Source organism: Paenibacillus sp. Paensp38 (genome assembly GCF_059491915.1).
Genome location: NZ_CP168516.1, coordinates 5,733,815 through 5,755,325 on the forward strand (window position 1 = coordinate 5,733,815; position 21,511 = coordinate 5,755,325).

18 protein-coding genes are annotated in these 21,511 nt (G+C 40.6%); all 18 read left to right on the forward strand.

The genetic code is table 11. From position 1 onward, the window contains the following. The first annotated feature begins 10 nt into the window (after window positions 1–10). The 18 genes from ACEN8J_RS25355 (at window position 11) to ligA (ending at window position 21,248) form a co-directional block, all read left to right on the forward strand. A complete protein-coding gene (locus ACEN8J_RS25355; protein ID WP_029514524.1) occupies window positions 11–1,540 on the forward strand; it encodes a coiled-coil domain-containing protein in 1,530 nt (509 codons plus the stop codon). Between the two features lie 38 nt (window positions 1,541–1,578). Next, window positions 1,579–3,807: a glycoside hydrolase family 99-like domain-containing protein gene (locus ACEN8J_RS25360; protein WP_161626954.1), complete on the forward strand. Its 2,229-nt coding sequence runs from the start codon at window positions 1,579–1,581 to the stop codon at window positions 3,805–3,807. A 17-nt stretch (window positions 3,808–3,824) separates the two neighbouring features. Next, entirely contained in the window at window positions 3,825–4,772 is a 948-nt protein-coding gene (locus ACEN8J_RS25365; protein WP_029514522.1) for a glycosyltransferase family 2 protein, read from the forward strand. A 21-nt stretch (window positions 4,773–4,793) separates the two neighbouring features. Beyond that, complete coding sequence (locus ACEN8J_RS25370) at window positions 4,794–5,537, forward strand: sugar phosphate nucleotidyltransferase (protein WP_029514521.1); 744 nt, start codon at window positions 4,794–4,796, stop codon at window positions 5,535–5,537. A 13-nt stretch (window positions 5,538–5,550) separates the two neighbouring features. Then, window positions 5,551–6,090 (forward strand): dTDP-4-dehydrorhamnose 3,5-epimerase, encoded by a 540-nt coding sequence (gene rfbC / locus ACEN8J_RS25375; protein WP_029514520.1) that lies wholly within the window; start codon window positions 5,551–5,553, stop codon window positions 6,088–6,090. Between the two features lie 43 nt (window positions 6,091–6,133). Continuing rightward, window positions 6,134–8,236 (forward strand): DUF3329 domain-containing protein, encoded by a 2,103-nt coding sequence (locus ACEN8J_RS25380; RefSeq protein ID WP_029514519.1) that lies wholly within the window; start codon window positions 6,134–6,136, stop codon window positions 8,234–8,236. A 35-nt stretch (window positions 8,237–8,271) separates the two neighbouring features. Beyond that, window positions 8,272–9,243 carry a glycosyltransferase family 2 protein gene (locus tag ACEN8J_RS25385; protein WP_029514518.1) on the forward strand — a complete coding sequence of 324 codons (972 nt, stop codon included), beginning with the start codon at window positions 8,272–8,274 and terminating at the stop codon, window positions 9,241–9,243. Next, entirely contained in the window at window positions 9,240–9,671 is a 432-nt protein-coding gene (locus ACEN8J_RS25390) for a GtrA family protein (RefSeq protein ID WP_029514517.1), read from the forward strand. The genes ACEN8J_RS25385 and ACEN8J_RS25390 overlap by 4 nt, the downstream gene beginning before the upstream one ends. Before the next feature lie 15 nt (window positions 9,672–9,686). Beyond that, entirely contained in the window at window positions 9,687–10,706 is a 1,020-nt protein-coding gene (gene rfbB, locus ACEN8J_RS25395; protein WP_029514516.1) for a dTDP-glucose 4,6-dehydratase, read from the forward strand. Window position 10,707: 1 nt separating this feature from the next. Then, window positions 10,708–11,583 carry a dTDP-4-dehydrorhamnose reductase gene (gene rfbD / locus ACEN8J_RS25400; protein ID WP_029514515.1) on the forward strand — a complete coding sequence of 292 codons (876 nt, stop codon included), beginning with the start codon at window positions 10,708–10,710 and terminating at the stop codon, window positions 11,581–11,583. A gap of 128 nt (window positions 11,584–11,711) precedes the next feature. Further along, the gene (locus ACEN8J_RS25405; RefSeq protein WP_029514514.1) at window positions 11,712–11,948 is read left to right on the forward strand and encodes a glycosyltransferase family protein; all 237 of its coding nucleotides are present in this window, start codon (window positions 11,712–11,714) and stop codon (window positions 11,946–11,948) included. Between the two features lie 257 nt (window positions 11,949–12,205). Beyond that, the gene (locus ACEN8J_RS25410; RefSeq protein WP_354005523.1) at window positions 12,206–12,283 is read left to right on the forward strand and encodes a putative holin-like toxin; all 78 of its coding nucleotides are present in this window, start codon (window positions 12,206–12,208) and stop codon (window positions 12,281–12,283) included. Window positions 12,284–12,655: 372 nt separating this feature from the next. Beyond that, complete coding sequence (locus ACEN8J_RS25415; RefSeq protein WP_495594132.1) at window positions 12,656–13,564, forward strand: glycosyltransferase family 2 protein; 909 nt, start codon at window positions 12,656–12,658, stop codon at window positions 13,562–13,564. After that, window positions 13,561–14,961, forward strand: a complete 1,401-nt coding sequence (locus ACEN8J_RS25420) for an undecaprenyl-phosphate glucose phosphotransferase (protein WP_495594133.1) — start codon at window positions 13,561–13,563, stop codon at window positions 14,959–14,961. Before ACEN8J_RS25415 ends, ACEN8J_RS25420 begins: the two co-directional genes overlap by 4 nt. A 106-nt stretch (window positions 14,962–15,067) precedes the next feature. Next, window positions 15,068–15,940 carry a phosphatidylinositol-specific phospholipase C/glycerophosphodiester phosphodiesterase family protein gene (locus ACEN8J_RS25425; protein ID WP_495594134.1) on the forward strand — a complete coding sequence of 291 codons (873 nt, stop codon included), beginning with the start codon at window positions 15,068–15,070 and terminating at the stop codon, window positions 15,938–15,940. Between the two features lie 144 nt (window positions 15,941–16,084). Further along, window positions 16,085–16,777: a heptaprenylglyceryl phosphate synthase gene (gene pcrB, locus ACEN8J_RS25430; RefSeq protein ID WP_495594135.1), complete on the forward strand. Its 693-nt coding sequence runs from the start codon at window positions 16,085–16,087 to the stop codon at window positions 16,775–16,777. Window positions 16,778–16,818: 41 nt separating this feature from the next. After that, complete coding sequence (gene pcrA, locus ACEN8J_RS25435; RefSeq protein ID WP_029514509.1) at window positions 16,819–19,143, forward strand: DNA helicase PcrA; 2,325 nt, start codon at window positions 16,819–16,821, stop codon at window positions 19,141–19,143. A gap of 89 nt (window positions 19,144–19,232) precedes the next feature. Continuing rightward, complete coding sequence (gene ligA / locus ACEN8J_RS25440) at window positions 19,233–21,248, forward strand: NAD-dependent DNA ligase LigA (RefSeq protein ID WP_039271371.1); 2,016 nt, start codon at window positions 19,233–19,235, stop codon at window positions 21,246–21,248. The last annotated feature ends 263 nt before the right edge of the window (window positions 21,249–21,511 follow it).

A 21,511-nucleotide genomic window follows, 5' to 3' on the forward strand; every position in this document is an offset into this window, starting at 1 on the left:
AGGTTAAGATATGGAAACTATTTATTCAAAATATAGTCGCGAACGTGCTCCTGAATATCAAATAAAAACAAGTATACATCAAGATGAATTTATGTATGTTTCCAAAACTGCATTAACAGATCGAGCAGTGGATCATATTAAGCGGATTTATTCAAACTATGAGTTACTTAAAGGTGTATACCAGCCTAGTAAACTTGTCAAACCGATTTCTTATGAGAAGGGGTCAGTGCTATTTGAGTACTTAGAAGGTAAAAGCCTGGACCAACTGATTCTTGAAGCAGTGATAAATAAGCAAAGAGATCTAGTATATGAAATACTGGGTTTGTTTACTGATTTCTTGGAGACCGTTGCAGAAGGTCATTATTGTGAATTTAGTAATACACCCGAGTTTATCAGTGTGTTTGGAGAAAAAAGTAAACTATTAGGTTTGAATAGTTTTACCATTGCTAACATTGATCTTAATCTGGATAACATACTTTTGGGTGATGATAACCAGCTTAGTATCATTGATTACGAGTGGGTATATCTGTTTCCGATTCCTCTAAATTTCATTAAGTTTAGAGCGATTAATAGTTTCTATTATTCACATTATGCGAGCTTGCAGAGCTTTATTCCCATTGAGGATATGTTTTCCTATGTCGGGGTCTCACAGGGGGAGATTCCAGATTACATTGATATGGCTAATAAATTCGCAGATAGGGTCGGAACTGAAAAAGAACTGCTATTTTTGCAAAAGTATTTAAAAAAGGCAGTCCAATTCAAGTTTATCGAACCAGCAGAATATACAGCTCAAATTTTTATAAGTGCAAATCAAGAACTTACTGAAGATAAAAGCATGTATTTTGAGATAGCAGAACCCGATCAGACGATTGCTTGTGATTTAACCCAGAAGGGTCAGATTAGTTGTGTCCGATTTGATCCAATGGAAGGCAGAGGAATTGTACGTATTGGGGAAGCGAGATTAATAGATCTTGAAGATAACATAGTACAAATTAGAGAATTCTCTTCAAATGCTGATTGGGCAGGTGGCGGATACTATGTTTTTCTTGATGATGACCCGCAAATATATTACCAGGTAGAAAAAAAGGAATATAAAAGGATAGAGCTTTCAATTGTCTATATTGAGGAATTCCCAGAAGGTTTAATGAAGGAAGTTCAAAAGAAAAATAACTTACTTCAGAATGAGATTTTAATAAATCAGAGCAATTTGTCCGCTCAAGAAGAAAAAATCAGTGAGTTGGTAGTTGAGAAAAATGAGCTTCTAGACACTTTAGAAGAAATGGGTCTGAACTTAAGTATTGTAAAAGAAAATCTTAGTGACAAACTAGAAAAAATTAATGTTTTAAATCATAAATTGGATTCGTCAAATCAGGAAATAAGCTCATTGCATCAAGAAATTCATGGATTACAACGGCAAATGCAAGAACTAACATGTTTGTTGACAAGCAGAGAGCAAACTATAAATGATATGACAAGCACAAGATGGTGGAAAATTCGTCTTTTTTACAAAAGAATCTTTCGGAAAAGCGTGGATAAATAATAAATTTTATATTTTAAGGAATGATTTAATTGAGAGAAATGGAAGTCGTTAATTTATTAGATATCAATAAAAGTGGGGATAAATGGGAAAGTTTTGGTAATGACCCTCAGATTTATTTGAAGGGTTCGTTTAAAAAAGGTTGGTATAAGATTAATTGTGAAGGTTCTTCGGAATCATTGAGGTTTCTTAAGCTGTATATTGACTATGGGGCCGGTTTTAGTGAAGATAATTCTTGCATCATCGGAAAGCTAGATCGTCAGAATTCGAATGGCAGGCCTTTTGAGTTTAAGCAAGATGTAGTGTCTCTGAGACTGGATCCTGGTGACTCTCCCGGCGTATTTTACATACAACGGATTGTTATAGAGAAGGTTGGAGTGCTTTCGATCTTAAATCAGGCTTTTCACAGCTACAAAGAATTAAATTCGGGAAATAACTCCAATTTGTTTGTTAAAATGTTTAAAAAATGGAGGCAAAACGGATTTAAGTGGATGTGGAATAGAGCTATCACATTGATGGCAAATAGGAATGATAATCAGGTTGGGAGATTTGAACCATACACGTATAAGGAAGGCACCCAAATTACCAACGTTCAATACCCTGTCAGACATTTGTTCTCTATCATTATTCCCGTGTACAAATTAAATCAGGCCTATCTGGAGTTTTGTTTAAGTTCTTTAACTAGCCAAACGTATTCCAATTTTGAAGTAATTATAATTTCAAGGGAAGAGATTGTTGAAAATCAATTTACGAGTGGCTTTGATTTGAGCAAGGTTCAGTTTATTCATACTGCTAATAGTATGTTTTTAGATATGGTGAGAGAGGCTAGTAAGATTGCACAAGGGGATTATATTACGGTATTGGAACAAGAGGATTTTCTATCTATTAATACATTACACCATTTGGCTTTAAATTCTATAGATAGTGAAGACTTGATTTTTACAAATGAAGACAGATTCCTTGATAACGGGGATCATTTTGCTCCTTTCTATAAAGAGGAACATTTAACTTCCGTAAAGTTAAATTATAAGGTAGCTGGATCATTTATTGTGGTTCAGTCCACACTTTTTAAAGAAAAGGTTTTGCTTGATGTTAAGGACTACGATTCTTTTATGGAAGAACTGGTTGCAAGCGCAATGAAAGTAAAACATATTTCTGAGTTTAGTTATCACAGAAGATCTACAGCATCCGCTTGGCCGGAAAATCAAAACAAAACAACAAATATTGTTTCTTTTTATTTACCACAGTTTCATGCAATTCCAGAGAATGATGAGTGGTGGGGAGAAGGGTTTACAGAGTGGAGAAATGTTCGTAAGGCGACACCTTTATTCAAGGAACATTATCAACCGCATGTTCCTTCAGATTTAGGATATTACAATTTGGTTGAGGATAGTGACATTCAGAAACGTCAAATAGAACTTGCTAAAAAATATGATATCTTTGGTTTTTGTTACTATTATTATTGGTTCGATGGCAAGAGGCTTTTAGAGAAGCCGATGAATGCTTTATTAGAAAATAAAGATTTGGATTTTCCTTTTTGTATTTGTTGGGCTAACGAGAGTTGGACAAGGCGATGGGATGGGCAAGAGAAAGAAATGCTTATGAAGCAAGTGCACGATGAAGACTCAGATAACAGATTTATTGAAGAAGTTATTCCTGTTTTAAAGGACAAAAGATATATCCGTATTGATGGTAAGGACCCCATATTGTTGATTTACAGAGCTGAATTGTTTCCTAATCTGAAAGCAACAGTCCATACATGGAAAGAAAAGTGTAAAGAAGAAGGCATTCCAAATCTTCATGTATGCATGGTACAGTCCTTTGGTCAAGTAGATCCAACGATCTACGGTTGTGATTCTGCAGTCGAGTTCCCGCCGCATGGTGTTTATGCCAACGAAATTTCTAAAACTATGAATGAGCTGGTTTCTGACTTCTCAGGAAACATTTACGATTATCGAGAAGTGGTAGATCGTTCGCTTCAGAAAAAGAAGGCTGGGGATTTCACATGGTTTAGAGGTACTATGCTGAGCTGGGATAATACAGCAAGAAGAAAAAGTGCAGCTAATGTCTTTCACTATGCGAATCCTGTAGAGTATGAAAAATGGTTGGTAGGCCTGGTTGATTATACTCGGAGGTTTAGTCAAGATTCAGAACAAATGATTTTTGTTAACGCATGGAATGAATGGGCTGAAGGTACACATTTAGAGCCAGATCAAAAGTATGGGCATCAATATCTAGAGGTAACTAAGAGAGCATCCCGGATTCGATAATATTTGAGGAGAAAAATATGAATAATCAAGATACGCCTTTAGTTAGTGTTATTGTGCCGTCTTATAATTATGAAAAATATATTGAGGCTGCCTTAAAATCCATTTATGAGCAAACATACGATCTACTTGAATTGGTGGTGATTGATGACAACTCGAAAGATAACAGTTGTCATATCATAAATGAACTGATTTCTAGTGAAGCTTTTTTGGAAAGATTTAATAATCGCATAACATTCATTTCGCACGATCAAAATCAGGGTGCTCACAATTCAATTAATGAAGGTATAAGGGTCTCACAAGGAGAATATGTAACAATACTAAATGCAGATGACTTGTTTGAGTCAAATCGGATAACACAATTAATTAAACATTTATTCGGTTCTGATTCAGAGTTCGTTTTCTCGAGGATTAAAGTAATTGATGGAGAAGGAAATGATATTAGCACTGTATCCGACCAGGCTATAAGCTTCATTAATACTCAAAATTCGATAAAAAACTTTCCCAGTGTAGGGTGGTCTTTGATACCTCACAACACTGCTATTTCAACAGGAAATATATTATTCAGCAGAGACATTTTCGATAAGCTGAATGGATTCCGAAATTTGAAATATTGTCATGATTGGGACTTTGCTCTAAGGTGTTTGCTTTTATCAGAGCCCTTATTTGTTGAGACTACGTATTATTACTACCGCTTGCACGGCAATAATACTTTTTTGACATTAAATGACGTCGTAGACAAAGAAGTGAAGACAGTGCTTGGCTCCTATTTTAAATCGTGCAGAAAAAATAATGTTCTTAATAAATTGGCTCCTTCTCCTCAAAATTGGCCTGTACAATTCTTTGAGATACTTAAGAATTCGTCTATAATAAACTTTTGGTATTATTCTAGAACTATTGCAAACTCTTTTTTGCAATTTAAACAGAATCGGATGGATTACAAAGACATTAAAAAGAACATCAAATAACACTAAACCTAGGAGGCTATTATGAAAGGAATAATATTAGCAGGGGGAACTGGAACACGGTTATACCCATTAACAAAGGTTACAAATAAGCATCTTCTTCCGGTAGGAAAATATCCAATGATCTTTCATGCAGTATATAAGCTGAAACAAGCTGATATTCAGGACATCCTTATTGTCACAGGTAAAGAGCATATGGGCGATGTAGTGAACCTTTTAGGAAGTGGAAAGGAAATGGGAGTTACTTTTACCTATAAAGTGCAGGACGAAGCAGGCGGGATCGCCCAGGCATTGGATCTAGCAGAGCAATTTGTGGGAGACGATCAAATGCTTGTTATTCTAGGTGATAATGTATTCGAAGATGACATATCTCCATATGTTCAAAACTTCCGTAATCAAGTGTCAGGTGCTAAATTGCTTCTACAGCAGGTAGAAGATCCAAAACGCTTCGGTGTTGCAGAATTACAGGGAGATCGAATTGTTTCAATTGAGGAGAAGCCTCAAAAACCCAAAAGTGATTATGCGGTAACAGGTATTTATATGTTTGATCACAGCGTTTTTGAGATTGTTAAAACTCTCAAACCGTCAGCACGTGGTGAATTGGAAATCACGGATGTAAACAATGCATACATTGCAAAAGGTGAGCTAACATTCGACATTCTTCAAGGTTGGTGGACCGATGCAGGTACACATGTCTCCCTTGCTAAAGCCAATGAACTTGCCAAAGAAATAATATTCAGCGACGAGTTTGGGAGATTAAAATTATAAGGGGGTTAATTATATGAAAGTACATGAGTTAAAACTGAAGGGTGCTCTGCTTATTGAACCGGTGGTTCATGGGGATCACCGAGGTTTTTTTATGGAAAGTTACAATCAAAATGTGATGAACAGCTTAGGAATTAATTATGAATTCACTCAAGATAATCATTCATTATCTGCTGAACCAGGCGTCCTTCGTGGTTTGCACTATCAACTATCCCCCAAAGCTCAGACTAAATTAGTTCGTGTTGTTGCTGGTGCTATTTATGATGTCATTGTAGATATTCGACGTGATTCGAAAACATTTGGGCAATGGGTAGGAGTAATTCTCAGCCAATATAATAAGAAGCAATTATTGGTCCCAAAAGGATTTGCTCATGGTTTTTGCACATTAACACCAAACACGGAAGTCTTGTATAAAGTTGATGAATATTACTCTTCAGCACATGACCGAGGTATTTTGTGGAATGATCCTGCGCTCGGAATTGATTGGCCCGTATCTAAGCCTATACTATCTCAGAAAGATGAATGCCATCCTTTATTGGGAGCTGCTGAGATTTAAATTTCTTTGCTTCAAAATCGGAATATAGAGGATGAATTTATTTATGAAGTTGGAAATAAAAGTGGATGATAAGTATTTAAATATATACCGTTTAATTATCATCACTTTGGCCGTGAGCATGTATTTATACATGCTCAGAATTAATTATTTTGTGCCGTACTGGAATGATGAGTTTGCCTACAGCTTTATTATGGGCACAAATCAAAAGATTGAAAGTTTAACTGATATTTTTCAATCTCAAAATTATTTGTACCATAATTGGACCGGAAGAGTAATAGTACACTTTTTTGTACAATTATTTCTATGGTTAGGCAAAGATGTATTCAATATTGTAAATGCATTTTTTTATGTATTGTTGTTGTTTTTAATCTGCTCCTTCTCAAAAATAAGAAAATTTAACACTAGGGAAGATTTAGGTATTTTCTTACTCGTTTCTTTGATGTGCTGGTTTATGCTTCCTGTTTTGGGTCAAACAGCTTTTTGGTTAGCGGGTTCCGTGAACTATCTCTGGGCTACTGTTTTTATTTTAATATTTTTATTCCCATATAGATTTCTTATTGATAACAAATATGTACTAAAAAATAATTTAATAACAATACTGACAATGTTTTTTTTGGGTATTTTAGCAGGTTGGAGTCAAGAAAATACTGCTGTAATAGCAGTAGCATTTGTAGGTATTTCTTTTTTTATTGCTCTAAAGAAGAAAATTGAACTACCTTTATGGTTTTTTAGTGGAATTATTGGCTGCCTTATAGGGTTTGTTTATTTGGTACTGGCTCCTGGAAACAAAGTCAGAAAAGAAACTATGTACTTTAACGTTGGTTTTAAAGATCAGATAATTAACTTTTTACAAACTATGAAAGGAATATTGTTGCAAGACCAGAGATATTTATTCCTAATACTTTTTGTGGCGATATTATTTTATGTTTACAAAAACTATAAAAGCTCTAAAAGGGTTCTCTGGATTGCTTTACTAATTATGTTCACAGGCTTCCTTTCTTATGTAGCAATGGTGGCTTCTCCCGAATTTCCTCTTCGTGCAGCTTTTGGTGGGGCTGTAATGATTATTATTTCAATAACTATGATAGTAAAACCGAACAAGAAGCTACTTGTTGTTGTGTTGGTTGCATCCATTATTCCTTTATACATTACAATGCATAATGTGTATACTCAATATAAATTAATTGCAGAGGAAAGTGCTCAAAGACTTCAAATCGTGAATAAGAATCTAGAACAGGGGGAAAGGGTTGTAAAACTTCCAAAGTTAACAGCCAAAGAGAATAGCTATGTTTTTATTTATGATATTTCTTTAAATCCGAGTTATACTTCCAATGATCATTTTGCAAAATATTATAATTTAGCATCTGTTAGCATTGACAAGCCAACGATGATAGTTGAGTTGGAGAAAGCAAAAGTTAATATGTATCAGCTATACTATGATATTGGTGATGGTATCAATGAAAAGGATTCATCAAAAGCATATATTTATAATCAAGCTGATGGGAATAGACTGTTCTTTGAACTGCCCAATAAGCCAATTTATAGTTTCAGATTAGATCCCGGTATTTTAACAAATCAGAATGTACAAATAAAGAGTATCGAATTCGATAATAATAATGTTCATCTGAAATATGATGCAAAAAAGTTGGAAAGTCTATTTTATCCACTTCATGATATTTCCAAGATAAAAGCAGAGAGTGGTATATTAAACATATACACTAATGGGTATGATCCGCAGTTGAAATTCATAAATGATTATACAGAAGATGTTGATATTCAGGTTGAGTTTAAGTATCCTCAAACTGATATTTTTCAACTGTTTTATGACAGGGGTAATGGCTTTAACGAAAAGGATTCCATCAGTCAGCAACTAGATCATAACAAAGTATTTAAAACTAGTATTCCATTAAATCATATTCAAAAGTTCAGATTTGACATAGGAACTACCCCTCATAAGTTAGTACCTATTAAATCAATTATTATTACAGAGAAAAATAAAAAAGCCTTGGTTCTTAAGGGGAGTGCGCTACGTAACAAAATCAAAGAAACTGCACAAGTTGAGTTAAAGGGTTTTGATGGTGATTCCACTAACTTATACACTGAAGGGGACGATCCGTATATTCAAGTTGGGGATTTAGATCACTAGAAGTAAGTAGGCTTGAATTAAGAGGGGATATAAGAATGAAATTTAAGATGTCATTAGTTGTACCTATGTATAATGAAATTGACAACATTGATTTTTTTTATGAACGCATTTCAGAAGTACTAAATAAGCATAACTATGATTATGAAATCATATGTATTAATGATGGTAGCAAAGACAATACTCATGCTAGATTAAGAGAAATTGCCTCTACTGATTACAGAATCAAGGTCATTGATTTGTCTAGAAATTTTGGTAAGGAAATTGCAATGAGTGCAGGTTTGAAATATTCTAAAGGGGATATAGTAATCCCTATAGATGCCGATTTGCAAGATCCACCTGAACTCATTCCCTTGATGGTTGAAAAGTGGCAAGAAGGATACGATGTTGTTTATGCAACAAGAACTAAAAGGGATGGAGAGACTTTCATAAAGAAAGCAACAGCCAGTTTTTTTTATAAATTTATAAGACGAATAACGAAAATAGATATTCCGGCCGATACTGGGGATTTTCGTTTGATGTCTAGACAAGTTGTTAATGCTGTAAATAACTTACCAGAAAGTCACCGATTTATGAAGGGGCTTTTTAGTTGGGTAGGATTTAAACAGACAAGTATATCATATCTTCGGGATGCAAGATTTGCTGGGAAAACCAGTTTTAATTATTGGAAGTTATGGAATTTTGCTATTGAAGGGATTACATCTTTTAGCTTTGCTCCTCTACAACTTGCTATGTATTTAGGCTTCATTGTGTCAATTTTTGCATTGATCCGTGCACTTTTTTTAATGATAAATACATTGATATATGGAAATCCGGTTCCTGGCTATCCATCTCTTATGGTTACTGTATTGTTTTTGGGGGGAGTTCAGTTAATTACAATTGGAATCATTGGAGAATATATTGGTCGTGTATATGGTGAGAGTAAACGTAGACCGCTATTTCTTGTAAGAGAAACTATAAATATTGAAATAGAAGCTCAGCAACAAGAAAAAGAGCCCTATAATTTATGAATATTATAAAAAGATTTGAGTTCCTGAGATTTCTTTTAGTAGGGGTTATTAATACTTTAATTGGTTTGTCTAGTATTTATCTTTTTTATAATTTATTTCATTTCAATTATTGGATTTCAACAAGTTGTGGAAATATAATTGGTGGAATTTGTAGTTTTTTTCTGAATAGGAATTTTACTTTCAAGGTGAATGAATGGTATTTAAGTCAGACTTTGAAATTTACCTTTGTAACTATACTTTCTTATGTAACCTCTTATTTCATAGGGTATTTTTTAATGCCATTATTGGAGTATATGGATAAATTATTGATTTTAAATGTTATAGGAGTTGGGAACGTTTCGATTTTAATTGCATCGGGTCTCTACACAGTGTTTAATTACTTTGGGCATAAGTACTATACGTTTAACACTAAAATAACGGATAATTAAATTTAGGAGGTCAGTATGAAACTTCTTGTCACCGGCGGGGCCGGATTTATAGGCAGTAACTTTGTATTGTATATGTTAAAACAGCATCCGGATTACGAAATAGTAAATATAGATGCTCTTACCTATGCAGGTAACCTGGAAAATTTGAAGTCCATTGAAAATAACCCCAAACATAGCTTCATCAAAGTAGATATTACCGACGCACAAGCCATCGACCAGCTGATGCAGCAGGGAATTGATGTGGTGGTTAATTTTGCAGCAGAGTCACATGTCGATCGGAGTATTCTGGAACCGGAAGTGTTTGTGAAAACAAACGTGTTGGGTACACAAGTGCTACTGGACGCAGCCAAGAAATATAACGTGACAAAGTTTGTACAGGTATCAACAGATGAGGTGTACGGTTCTCTCGGAGAAACAGGATTGTTTACGGAGGAAACTCCGTTGCAACCTAATAGTCCTTATTCTGCATCCAAGGCAGGCGGCGATTTGCTAGTTCGTGCATATCATGAAACCTTCGGTTTACCAGTAAATATCACGCGTTGTTCTAACAACTATGGTCCATATCAGTTTCCTGAGAAATTGATCCCGCTAATGATCTCCCGTGCACTGAGCGATCAACAGCTACCTGTATACGGGGATGGCTTGAACATTCGCGATTGGTTGTATGTAGAGGATCATTGCAGCGCCATTGATCTGGTCATTCATCAGGGTAAACTGGGTGAAGTATACAATATCGGGGGAAATAACGAGCGGACAAATGTGCATATCGTCAAAACGGTATTGGAGGAGCTGGGCAAGCCAGAATCTCTGATTTCGTATGTGCAGGATCGTCCAGGTCATGACCGCCGCTATGGGATTGATCCTACAAAGACCATGAATGAGCTGGGCTGGAAGCCAAAGCATTCTTTTGAAACCGGCATTAAAGAAACGATTCGCTGGTATTTGGACAACGAAGAATGGTGGACTCGCATTCAATCTGGTGAATATCAACAATACTATGCAAAGCAGTACGGTTCCCGCTTGGGGGATGTGTAGAATGAAGGTACTGGTCACTGGAGCATCCGGCCAACTTGGTAAAGACGTAGTAAAGGTTTTTCAAGAGCAAGGACATGATGCCCTTGGTTACGATCGGGAACAATTGGATATCACGGATTTGCAGCAGACTGTGAAAATTGTAGGACAATATCAACCTGATGCCGTAATCCACTGTGCAGCGTATACGGCTGTGGATGCAGCGGAGACCGATGTAGACGGGGCTTATCAAGTCAACGCGGCAGGTACACGTAATATGGCTCTGGCTGCGGAAAAGGTTGGAGCCAAGCTGGTTTATATCAGCACAGATTATGTGTTCGATGGAACGGCAAAACAGCCATATCATGAGTACGATAATACCAATCCACAGAGTATCTACGGAAAGTCCAAACGTGCGGGAGAAGTGTTGACCCAAACACTTTCCTCCAGGTACTTTATTGTTCGTACATCTTGGGTATATGGATTGCACGGGAACAATTTTGTGAAAACGATGCTGAAGCTTGGACAGGAGAAGCCGCTTCTCCAGGTAGTGAATGATCAGAAGGGTTCACCTACTTATACGGTGGATTTGGCACGTTTTTTGGCGGAATTGATGCAAACGGAGAAATATGGCGTATACCATGCATCCAATAGTGGTTTCTGTACTTGGTATGAATTTACGCAAGCTATTTTACAGGATGCGGCGGAAATATTAGATGCCAAGATCACAGCGAAATTGGAGCCATGCAGCACAGAGCAATTCCCCAGACCAGCAGCGCGGCCACGTAATTCTGTTATGGAGCATATAGCGATCCGGACAAATGGGTTACATGATTTACGTTCTTGGCGTGAGGGATTGCGGGATTTCTTAAAAGAGTATCTGGCAAGCTCGAGTAAGTAAAGGCACATTATATCTATAGCGATCTCCCATCATATCATGATTGGGAGATTTTATTATGTAGCCACATATGTCAATCAAGTTCAATGACATTCGATTATTACGCTTTTTGTGATCAGGATGATGTATGGATGCCGAATAAACTTGCTCAGGCAGCTGACATCCCCCGACCTGTATCCTTCTATAATGCTCTCATTGAGAATGTATGTGCAGGTTGTACTGTGGTGATCAATAAAGAAACACTCCAACTCGTGAAAAAGAGAATTCCGACTTCTTTGGATAACATTATCATGCATGACTGGTGGATTTACTTATGCACCTCCTCTTTTGGTGAGGTTGTTTTTGGCCCCAAGCCGTCCATTTTATAGACAGTCACGGTTGGACAACTGGATTTATAAGTTGGTTTTCGTATTGAGGAAGTTATAGAGGTATGGAAAGAAAAATATTGAAACTTTTTTCCATATATAAGCGTCAAATAGTCAAAGGTGCAAATGAATACTAGATAAAATACCATCGAATGCGTGTTCCTTTATGGAAAAATATAGTATAATTGAAACGTGCAACCGATAGAGCTGGCAAGGGCGGTCGGCTAACTCTCCCGAGGAGGGGGGTGAAGCCTGTGACAGTGTTTGAGGCGCTCAGTTTAATGCTGACGTTCGGGGCGTTAATCGTCACACTGTTAGAGTTTAACAAACGAAAATAGACCGCCCCCGCAAGGAAGGGTCTATTTTCGGCCTGATTGTTCCAAAACCGTCCGCTCTTGGAGCGTTGGTTGCGCAGGGGCTGGCTGGCACCAGCCCTTTTTCCATGTATATCTTACCACGATGAATTTTAGACCTCAACCGAGGATTTTACAAAAATCTAATAAACGACTTCCAATGAACAATATATAGATCGAAATGATTTCGTTTGTCTATATTTGCGCTTTAAAGTGACAGGAATCGAATTTTGCATAATCCTTCTAAACTATGTAAGGTTACAAGTTATGTGCTTTTTTGCGCCCCGTGGTCTGCGCGGTATGCTATAATAGGCGATAGTAGAATAGATTACTGAATTTGTCAGGAGCGTTTTAAATATGGATGTAAGCATACTGGTCGTCAACTATAATACGTGTCAATTGACGCTGGATTGTTTGCAGTCGGTGTATGCGTCCGAGACGCAATACCGATATGAAGTGATTGTTATTGATAATCACTCCAGTGACGGATCTGTTGAGGCTATTCGTGCTGCATACCCGGAGATTATGTTGATAGCCAATGAGGATAATACAGGTTTTGCCAAGGCAAACAATCAGGGAATGGAAGTAGCCGGCGGACGTTATATATTGCTATTGAATTCCGATACGCTGGTGCAACCGGACACGCTGGATACAATGATCCAGTTTATGGATACGCATCCGGAGATGGGGGCATCGGGCTGTAAGGTCATCCTGCCGGATGGATCATTAGACAAGGCTTGTAAGCGTGGTTTTCCAACGCCATCAGCTTCTTTTTACTATGCTTTTGGCTGGTCGAAGCGTTACCCGGATAACCCGAAGTACAATCAATATCAGCTTGGGCATCTAAGCCCGGATGATGAGTATCCAGTAGATGTACTGGTAGGTGCTTTTATGCTGGTGCGCCGAGAAACGATTGACCAGGTCGGTGGCTTGGATGAAACCTTTTTTATGTATGGTGAGGACATTGACTGGTGTTACCGGATTAAGCAAGCCGGGTGGGGCATTTACTACTACCCGCGCACATATATTATTCATATCAAAGGGGGCAGCGCTCGCCGCCGTCCTTTGAAAATTATTTATGAGTTTCATAGAGCTATGTGGGTATTTCATCGTAAGCATTATAAACAGCAATACAGTTGGATCACCAATATGGCTGTATATGCGGGGATTGCCGTGAAATTTGGAATGGCTTTCCTGAAAAATAAGTTGTCCGCACCGGTCAAGCCGGACGGCGGGGAACAATCTCATACTGAGGTGAAAGCATGATACGCAGAAATCAGCGTTTTTTAACCCAATTATATATTGTGGCGGATTTCGCGGTCATTCAGTTGTCCTTTCTGATCGCTTGGTTTTTCAAATTTGAAAGTGAATGGATCACCTATACAGAACCGCTTCCTATTCAAGTATATGGAGGCTGGAGCTTAATTTACGGCCTGATTGCCGTAGTGCTGGGGATGTTATTTTCGCTCTATTCGCCCAAACGCAAAAAACGATTTGCAGATGATGTATTTCGCGTCACCCAGATTCATATCGTTGGCCTGTTCGTGCTGTTGAGTGTGATGTTCTTCGTGAAACAAATCGACATCTCGCGGTCCTATCTGGCAATCTATATGGTTGGAAACGTGCTGCTTATTTTGTTTTATCGATTTTTCTTGAAGCAAGTTCTTAAAGCTCTCCGTCAAAAAGGGTACAACAAACAATTCATGCTTATTCTCGGGGCGGGTACTCTAGGCCAGCGATTTTATCATAACCTTGGACAGTATCCTGATCTGGGATACGAGGTCGTGGGGTTTCTGGATGATAAGCGGCATTGGAGTGAAGAGGAAGAGGCGCATCTTCGCCCGATTCTTGGGGGCTTAGATCAATTGGAGGCTACGCTGTCGCGTCTGATGATTGACGAGGTCATTCTGGCGCTGCCGCTGGATGCTCATGATAAATATCCCAAGATTATCAACATGTGTGAAAAGGCTGGAGTGCGCACGCTTATAATCCCTGACTTTTTCGATTATTTGCCGGCTCGCCCGTACTTCGATAACTTTGCAGGCATGCCGATGATCAATGTGCGGGATATTCCACTGGATGTAGCGGGGAATCGATTGTTTAAGCGCCTATTCGATATTTTATTCTCTTTATTCGCGATTCTCCTGACCTCTCCGATCATGCTAGCAGTAGCGATTGGTGTGATGATTACATCCAGAGGGCCCATCATTTTTAAGCAGGAGCGGGTAGGCTTGAATCGTCGCACCTTCCGAATGTACAAATTTCGTTCGATGAAGGTGTTACCACCTGGAACTGAAGATACGGGCTGGACGACTGCTAATGACCCAAGACGCACACGTTTTGGTACTTTTATTCGTAAAACGAGTCTCGACGAGCTGCCGCAGTTTTTCAACGTTCTGCTGGGTGATATGAGTGTCGTTGGTCCACGCCCAGAGCGGCCCTATTATGTGGATCAGTTCCGTGAGGAAATTCCAAAATACATGGTGAAGCATCATGTTCGTCCCGGAATCACAGGCTGGGCACAGAGCAACGGGTTGCGCGGAGATACATCTATTGAGGAACGGATTAAGCATGACATCTTCTATATTGAGAACTGGTCGCTCTTATTTGATATTAAAATTATTTTCCGCACGATTCGCAATGGTTTCAAGAACGCGTATTAATACAGAAGCACCCTTCGGTTTAGCCGGAGGGTGCTTTTGCGTCTGGCAGTTGTTTTGAGCATGCGTATGTGGGGTATTGACCTGTACGAAAAGGATGTGACACCCTATGAAACGACTGATTGCTGCGGTCATTCTTTTAATGTTAACCGGCACATTTTTACTGGCTTACAAAGGGCAATCTACAGAAGAACAGACTGACTTTACCACGCACCGCGTAATTTCGCATGCCATGGGAGCCGTTAATGGTTTGGCCTATACTAATGCGCGTGAAGCGTTTGTGGAAAATTATAAAAAAGGCAGCCGCGTATTCGAGGTCGACCTGATGTTTACTTCGGATGGACAATTGGTGGCGCGCCATGAATGGACAGAATCTTTTACAGAGCAAATGCAACAGGAACAAGCAGTTGCTACAGAACAGGGAGGAAAACCTTGGAGCTATCATCAATTCAAGAACACCCCCATACACGGTTCTTATACCCCAGTAGATTGGAAGGATGTATTGGATTTATTGGAAACATACCCGGATGCTTATATTGTGACCGATACGAAAGAACAGGACCCTGCCCAGATCAAACAGTTGTTTGCACAACTGACCCGTCAGGCACAGGAGAAAAACCCCGAGCTTTTGTCTCGTATTGTTCCCCAAATTTATAATGAAGAAATGCTGCAAACATTGCGGAGTATTTATCCCTATCCATCCGTTATTTATACGCTCTACGCCACAGAGGATAAAGATGACCAGATCATTCGATTTGTACAACAAAATGATATAACGGCAGTAACCTTACCAGAGAATCGGGTGAGTGGTGCTCTAGTGGAAAGTTTGCGTCAGGCCGGAGCGGTATGCTACGTAAATACCATTAATGAGTTGAAGGATGCGGCTGAGTATGAACAGATGGGTGTGCAAGGTTTCTATACAGATATTTTAACGGAAAAAGAACTTAGTAAACGCAGTTGGTTGTATGCGCTACGCCCCTAAGCTGTCTGAACGGGGTGTTCCCATTTGATACGAACATTGACACCTTTTAAGCACTGTCATAGACTTAGCATAGAACGCTTTTGGATATTGGAATTCGGTTCGACTGGATCATGACAAAAGCAATGGATGCTGGAGGAATGTGTGTTGGCAGATTCAATTCAATCATGGAGGCATGTGTTTAAGCTTGATCCTGAAAAGGAACTGGATGATGAGGCACTTGACGCCGTGTGTATGTCTGGTACGGATGCGATTATGGTAGGAGGTTCATCAGGTATTACCTACGAAAATACGGTGGATTTGCTGTCGAGGGTTCGACGTTATGAGGTGCCGTGTGTGCTTGAGGTGTCCGATCTGGAAGCTGTAGTACCAGGGTTTGATCTATATATGATTCCTATGGTACTGAATACCGCTGACAGTAATTGGATTCTAGGACAGCACCAACGTGCGATTGAACAGTTTGGTTATATGATCCCTTGGGATTTGCTTGTGACGGAAGGATATATTGTTTTGAACGGTGATTCTACAGTCGCTAAGCTTACCGGAGCAGATACTTCGCTGGATACTTCATCTGCCACCTCATATGCACAGATTGCTGACAAGCTCATGCATCTGCCGATTGTATATGTGGAATATAGCGGTGCTTTTGGGGATATGGAGCTGGTGCAAAAAATACATCGCAGTACAGAGCACTCTCGTGTCCTATACGGGGGAGGAATCGTGGATAAATCTACCGCGTTACAAGCGGCTGCCGTTTGTGACACCATTGTAGTAGGAAACATCATTTATCGTGACTTGGCGAAAGCGCTGGAGACGATAGCTGTGAAATTGGAAGTATAGAACGTGATTTTATGGAAGCTCAGGGAAAGGAGCATGCACGCATGCAATCAATAGATATACACGAGGCGGTAGCTCGCCTTAATCCGCCTCAGCGTCAGGCTGTGGAGGCGGTAGATGGTCCGCTGCTGATTATGGCTGGCGCAGGCAGTGGTAAAACACGGGTGCTCACGCACCGAATAGCCTACCTCATCGCAACCCGCAAGACGGCTCCATGGGGCATTTTGGCGATTACCTTTACGAACAAGGCCGCGCGTGAGATGCAGGATCGCGTATCCAAGCTGATTGGCCCACAGGGAAGAGATGTGTGGGTATCCACCTTCCACTCGATGTGTGTGCGTATTTTACGTCGGGATATCGAGCGGATTGGATTTACCTCGAATTTCAGCATTTTGGATTCTACGGATCAATTGTCTGTCATTCGGAGCTGCATGAAGGATCTGAATATAGACACCAAAAAATTTGAACCCAAAGCGGTTCAGTCTATGATGAGTACGGCAAAAAATGAACTGGTCACTCCCGAAATGTATGAGCGCAAGATTGGCGACTATTTTGAAGGGATTGTGGCGAAGGTATATACCAAGTACCAACAGCGGCTCAAAAACAACAACTCTCTTGATTTTGATGATTTGATCATGGCAACGATTCAGCTGTTTAAAGAAGTACCTGAGGTACTGGACTTCTACCAGAAGAAATTTCAATACATTCATGTTGATGAATATCAGGATACAAACCGTGCGCAGTACATGCTGTGCAAAATGCTGGCCGACAAGCATCACCGGATTTGCGTAGTAGGTGACAGTGACCAATCCATCTATCGGTGGCGAGGTGCCGATATTAGCAACATTTTGAATTTTGAAGAGGACTACCCGGAAGCGCGTACCATTTTGCTGGAGCAGAACTACCGGTCCACCTCGAATATTCTCAATGCTGCCAATGAAGTCATTGGTCAAAATACAGGCCGCAAGCCGAAAAAACTATGGACTGACAAAGAAGGTGGCGCCAAGATTAAGGTTTACCGTGCTGATTCTGAACATGATGAGGGCTACTTTATCGCCTCAGAAATTCATAAGAATATTAAAGCGGGCAAAACCTATAGCCATCATGCCATTTTGTACCGTACGAATGCTCAGTCTCGGGTTGTCGAGGAAATTCTGATTAAATCAGATATTCCTTATCAGATCGTGGGCGGTATCAAGTTCTATGATCGGAAGGAAATTAAGGATTTGCTGGCGTATCTTCGCCTGCTCTCCAATCCTGACGACGACATCAGTTTGATCCGAATCATTAATGTGCCAAAACGAAGCATCGGAGACACAACTGTCGGCAAATTGCAGGCAGCTGCAGCGGAACGTGGAGTTTCGATTTTCCGTGTCCTTCAAGTGGTAGATGATTTGGGCTTTGCAGGACGTACGCGCAATGCGTTGGTAGAGTTTTACGATATGATCGAAGGTTTAAGTCGTATGGTAGACTACCTGTCGGTTACAGAGTTAACAGAAAAAATGCTGGAAACCACCCAATATCGATTGGAACTGCAAAACGAGAATACACTCGAGTCACGCTCGCGTTTGGAGAATATTGATGAGTTCCTGTCGGTAACCATGGAATTTGAAAAAGGAGCGGAAGACAAGTCACTCGTCTCCTTCCTGACCGACCTTGCGCTGATTGCTGATATTGATTCCATGAATGACGACGAAGAAGAGCAAAGCGATGCGGTTGTATTGATGACCATGCATAGCGCCAAAGGTCTGGAGTTTCCCATTGTATTTATTGTCGGTATGGAGGAGGGAGTGTTCCCTCATAGTCGTGCCTTTCTGGATAACGAAGAACTGGAAGAAGAGCGCAGATTGGCGTATGTCGGCATAACCCGTGCAGAGGAGCAACTGTTCCTTACATGTGCACAGATGCGCACTTTGTTTGGACGCACCACGGCTAACCCGCCTTCCCGCTTTCTCGAAGAGATTCCAGACGAGTTAAAAGAGGATACGATCATCAAACGTGACCGCTACCGCCGTTCAGGCAATGTAGGCGGATCTTATGGTGGGCGCGGACTGAATAAAGGTAGTGGCAGCAACTTTGGTGGAGAACGCTCGTTTGATACGATGAGCCGCAGTGGTTCGTCCGCTTCCGCGTCACCCCGCGTAACCGTAACGACATCTTCATCCGCGAAACCGACTCCGGCTGCTTCGGCAGGAGGCCCCTCCATTTTTGCTGCTGGAGACAAGGTGCAGCATGGCAAATGGGGAATTGGAACCATTGTAGCTGTAAAAGGGACTGGCAATGATATGGAACTTCAAATTGCTTTCCCGGCTCCGGTAGGGGTTAAACGACTGCTGGCTGGCTTTGCACCTATTACAAAAGTAGAATAAATCTCAAACATCATTAAATCTCGAACCTCATGAGTGGCAGTTTGGCTTAGGCCTCTGCCCTGATGAAGTTCCCGGAGGGATACGCCTGCATGAACCCAATGCACAGAATGGAGCAGCTTGTTGCTGAACTGAACACATATAACTATCATTACTACACACTGGATGAACCCAAGATCAGCGACAAAGAATATGATGTGCTTTATGACGAGCTGGTAGCGCTCGAACAGACGAGCGGTCTTGTGCTGCCGGATTCGCCGACACAGCGTGTGGGTGGGGAGTTACTCAAAGGTTTCACACCGCATCGCCACCTTGCCCCATTATGGAGCCTTGATAAAGCTCAGAATATGGAACAGCTGCGTGCATGGAACGCGCGTGTTGTGAAACTGGTTAATGATTACAATACCAAGAACCCGGAGAAACCTTTGCCATCTCCAGGCTATGCGATAGAACTTAAATTCGATGGACTGACGCTGAACCTGACGTATACAGATGGACAGCTTGTACAGGCTTCTACCCGCGGTAATGGCGTAGTGGGTGAGGGAATACTGGCACAGGTGAAGACCATTAAATCTGTGCCACTTACAATTCCTTTTCGAAATGGAACCATTGAAGTACAGGGAGAAGGGATCATGAATCTCTCTGTATTGTCCAAATATAATGAGACTGCCGTGGACCCTCTTAAAAATGCACGCAACGCCGCAGCTGGTGCTTTGCGCAACTTGAATCCCAAAGTGACAGCAGAGCGGCGCTTGAATGCATTTTTCTACAATGTGGGATATGCAGACCGTATCCAGTTTAACAGCCACCAGGAAATGATGACTTTCCTGCGTGAAAATCATTTTAAGGTAAACCCTTACCTGACTTACTTTGATAATTTTGAAGATGTAATGGAGCAACTGATTGAGATTGAAAAATCTCGTGCCGGATTGGATTACCTCATTGATGGGGCAGTATTGAAAATTACAGATATGCGCACACGTGAGGCTCTCGGGTATACCGATAAATTCCCACGCTGGGCGGTGGCATATAAGTTCGAAGCCGAGGAAACGACAACGGTGCTTAACTCGGTTGAGTGGAATGTAGGACGAACCGGTAAAATCACCCCACTCGCAAGGGTAGAGCCGGTAGAGCTGGCGGGAGTCACTGTACAAAATTGTACACTGAACAATGCTGGTGACATCGAGCGCAAAAACCTGAAGTTTGCTTTGGGTGCACGTGTGTTTATCCGTCGCTCAAACGATGTCATTCCGGAGATATTAGGAAAGGTAACGTCTGAGAACGACGGGGAGGAAATTGTCGTACCAGATCATTGTCCAGCCTGCGGGTTTCCGTTACAGCAGCGAGGTGCCCATTTGTTTTGCGACAATAAGCTGGGGTGTAAACCACAAATTGTAGCTCGTATTTCCCATTTTGCTTCACGTGATGCTATGGATATTGAGACATTCAGTGACAAAACGGCCATACAGCTGCATGACGAACTGGAAGTGCGCGAGCCTGCGGATTTGTATACACTCCAATATGATGATCTTGTGAAGCTGGAGCGGTTTGGTGAGAAAAAGGCCAGTAACCTCTTGGCGGCACTTGAAAAGAGTAAAGAGAGAGATTTGGCTTCTTTCCTTTATGCTCTGGGTATACCGAATACCGGTAAAGCAACAACACGCATGTTGGCTGAACACTACCGTGATTTGCACAAGACGATGTCCGCTACGGTGGAAGAACTGATAGAACTACCGGATGTGGGCGGGATTGTAGCCGAAAGCATTGTTGCTTTCTTTGCAGATCCATTTACTCAGGCGGGAATTGAAAAGATGCTGTCTCTAGGGGTGAAAGCTCAGGCCCCTGAAGCTCCGCAGGAGAAGAAGACAGACAGCTTTTTCAGCGGCAAAACGGTCGTGCTTACAGGTACCTTGCATCAGCTTACGCGTGACGAAGCTGCATCCAAGCTGGAGGCACTGGGAGCCAAAGTTGCGGGGTCTGTATCGAAAAAGACGGATCTAGTCATAGCTGGTGAAAAGGCTGGGAGTAAGCTGGCTAAGGCCCAACAGCTCGGAATTGACACCATAGAAGATGAGGATGAATTTATCAGACTGCTGGAACAAGAATAATAGTTTTGCAATGAGTGCAGTCATTCCGCTCTGGGGCGGGGTGGCTGCCTTATTATCTGTTGTATAGTAGGAAATAAAATAGATATAAATAAATGCTTGCTAAATAACTTTAGGCATGATATATTATTAGACGTTGCTTTGAGAGTATCATTTCTTGAAGCGAGGTTGCTGAAAAGATAATCGAAAAAAAAGATTTGACAAGAAAGTAACTAACATGATATGATCTAATTCCTGGCTCGTTGAACGAACGAGAACAGACAAGT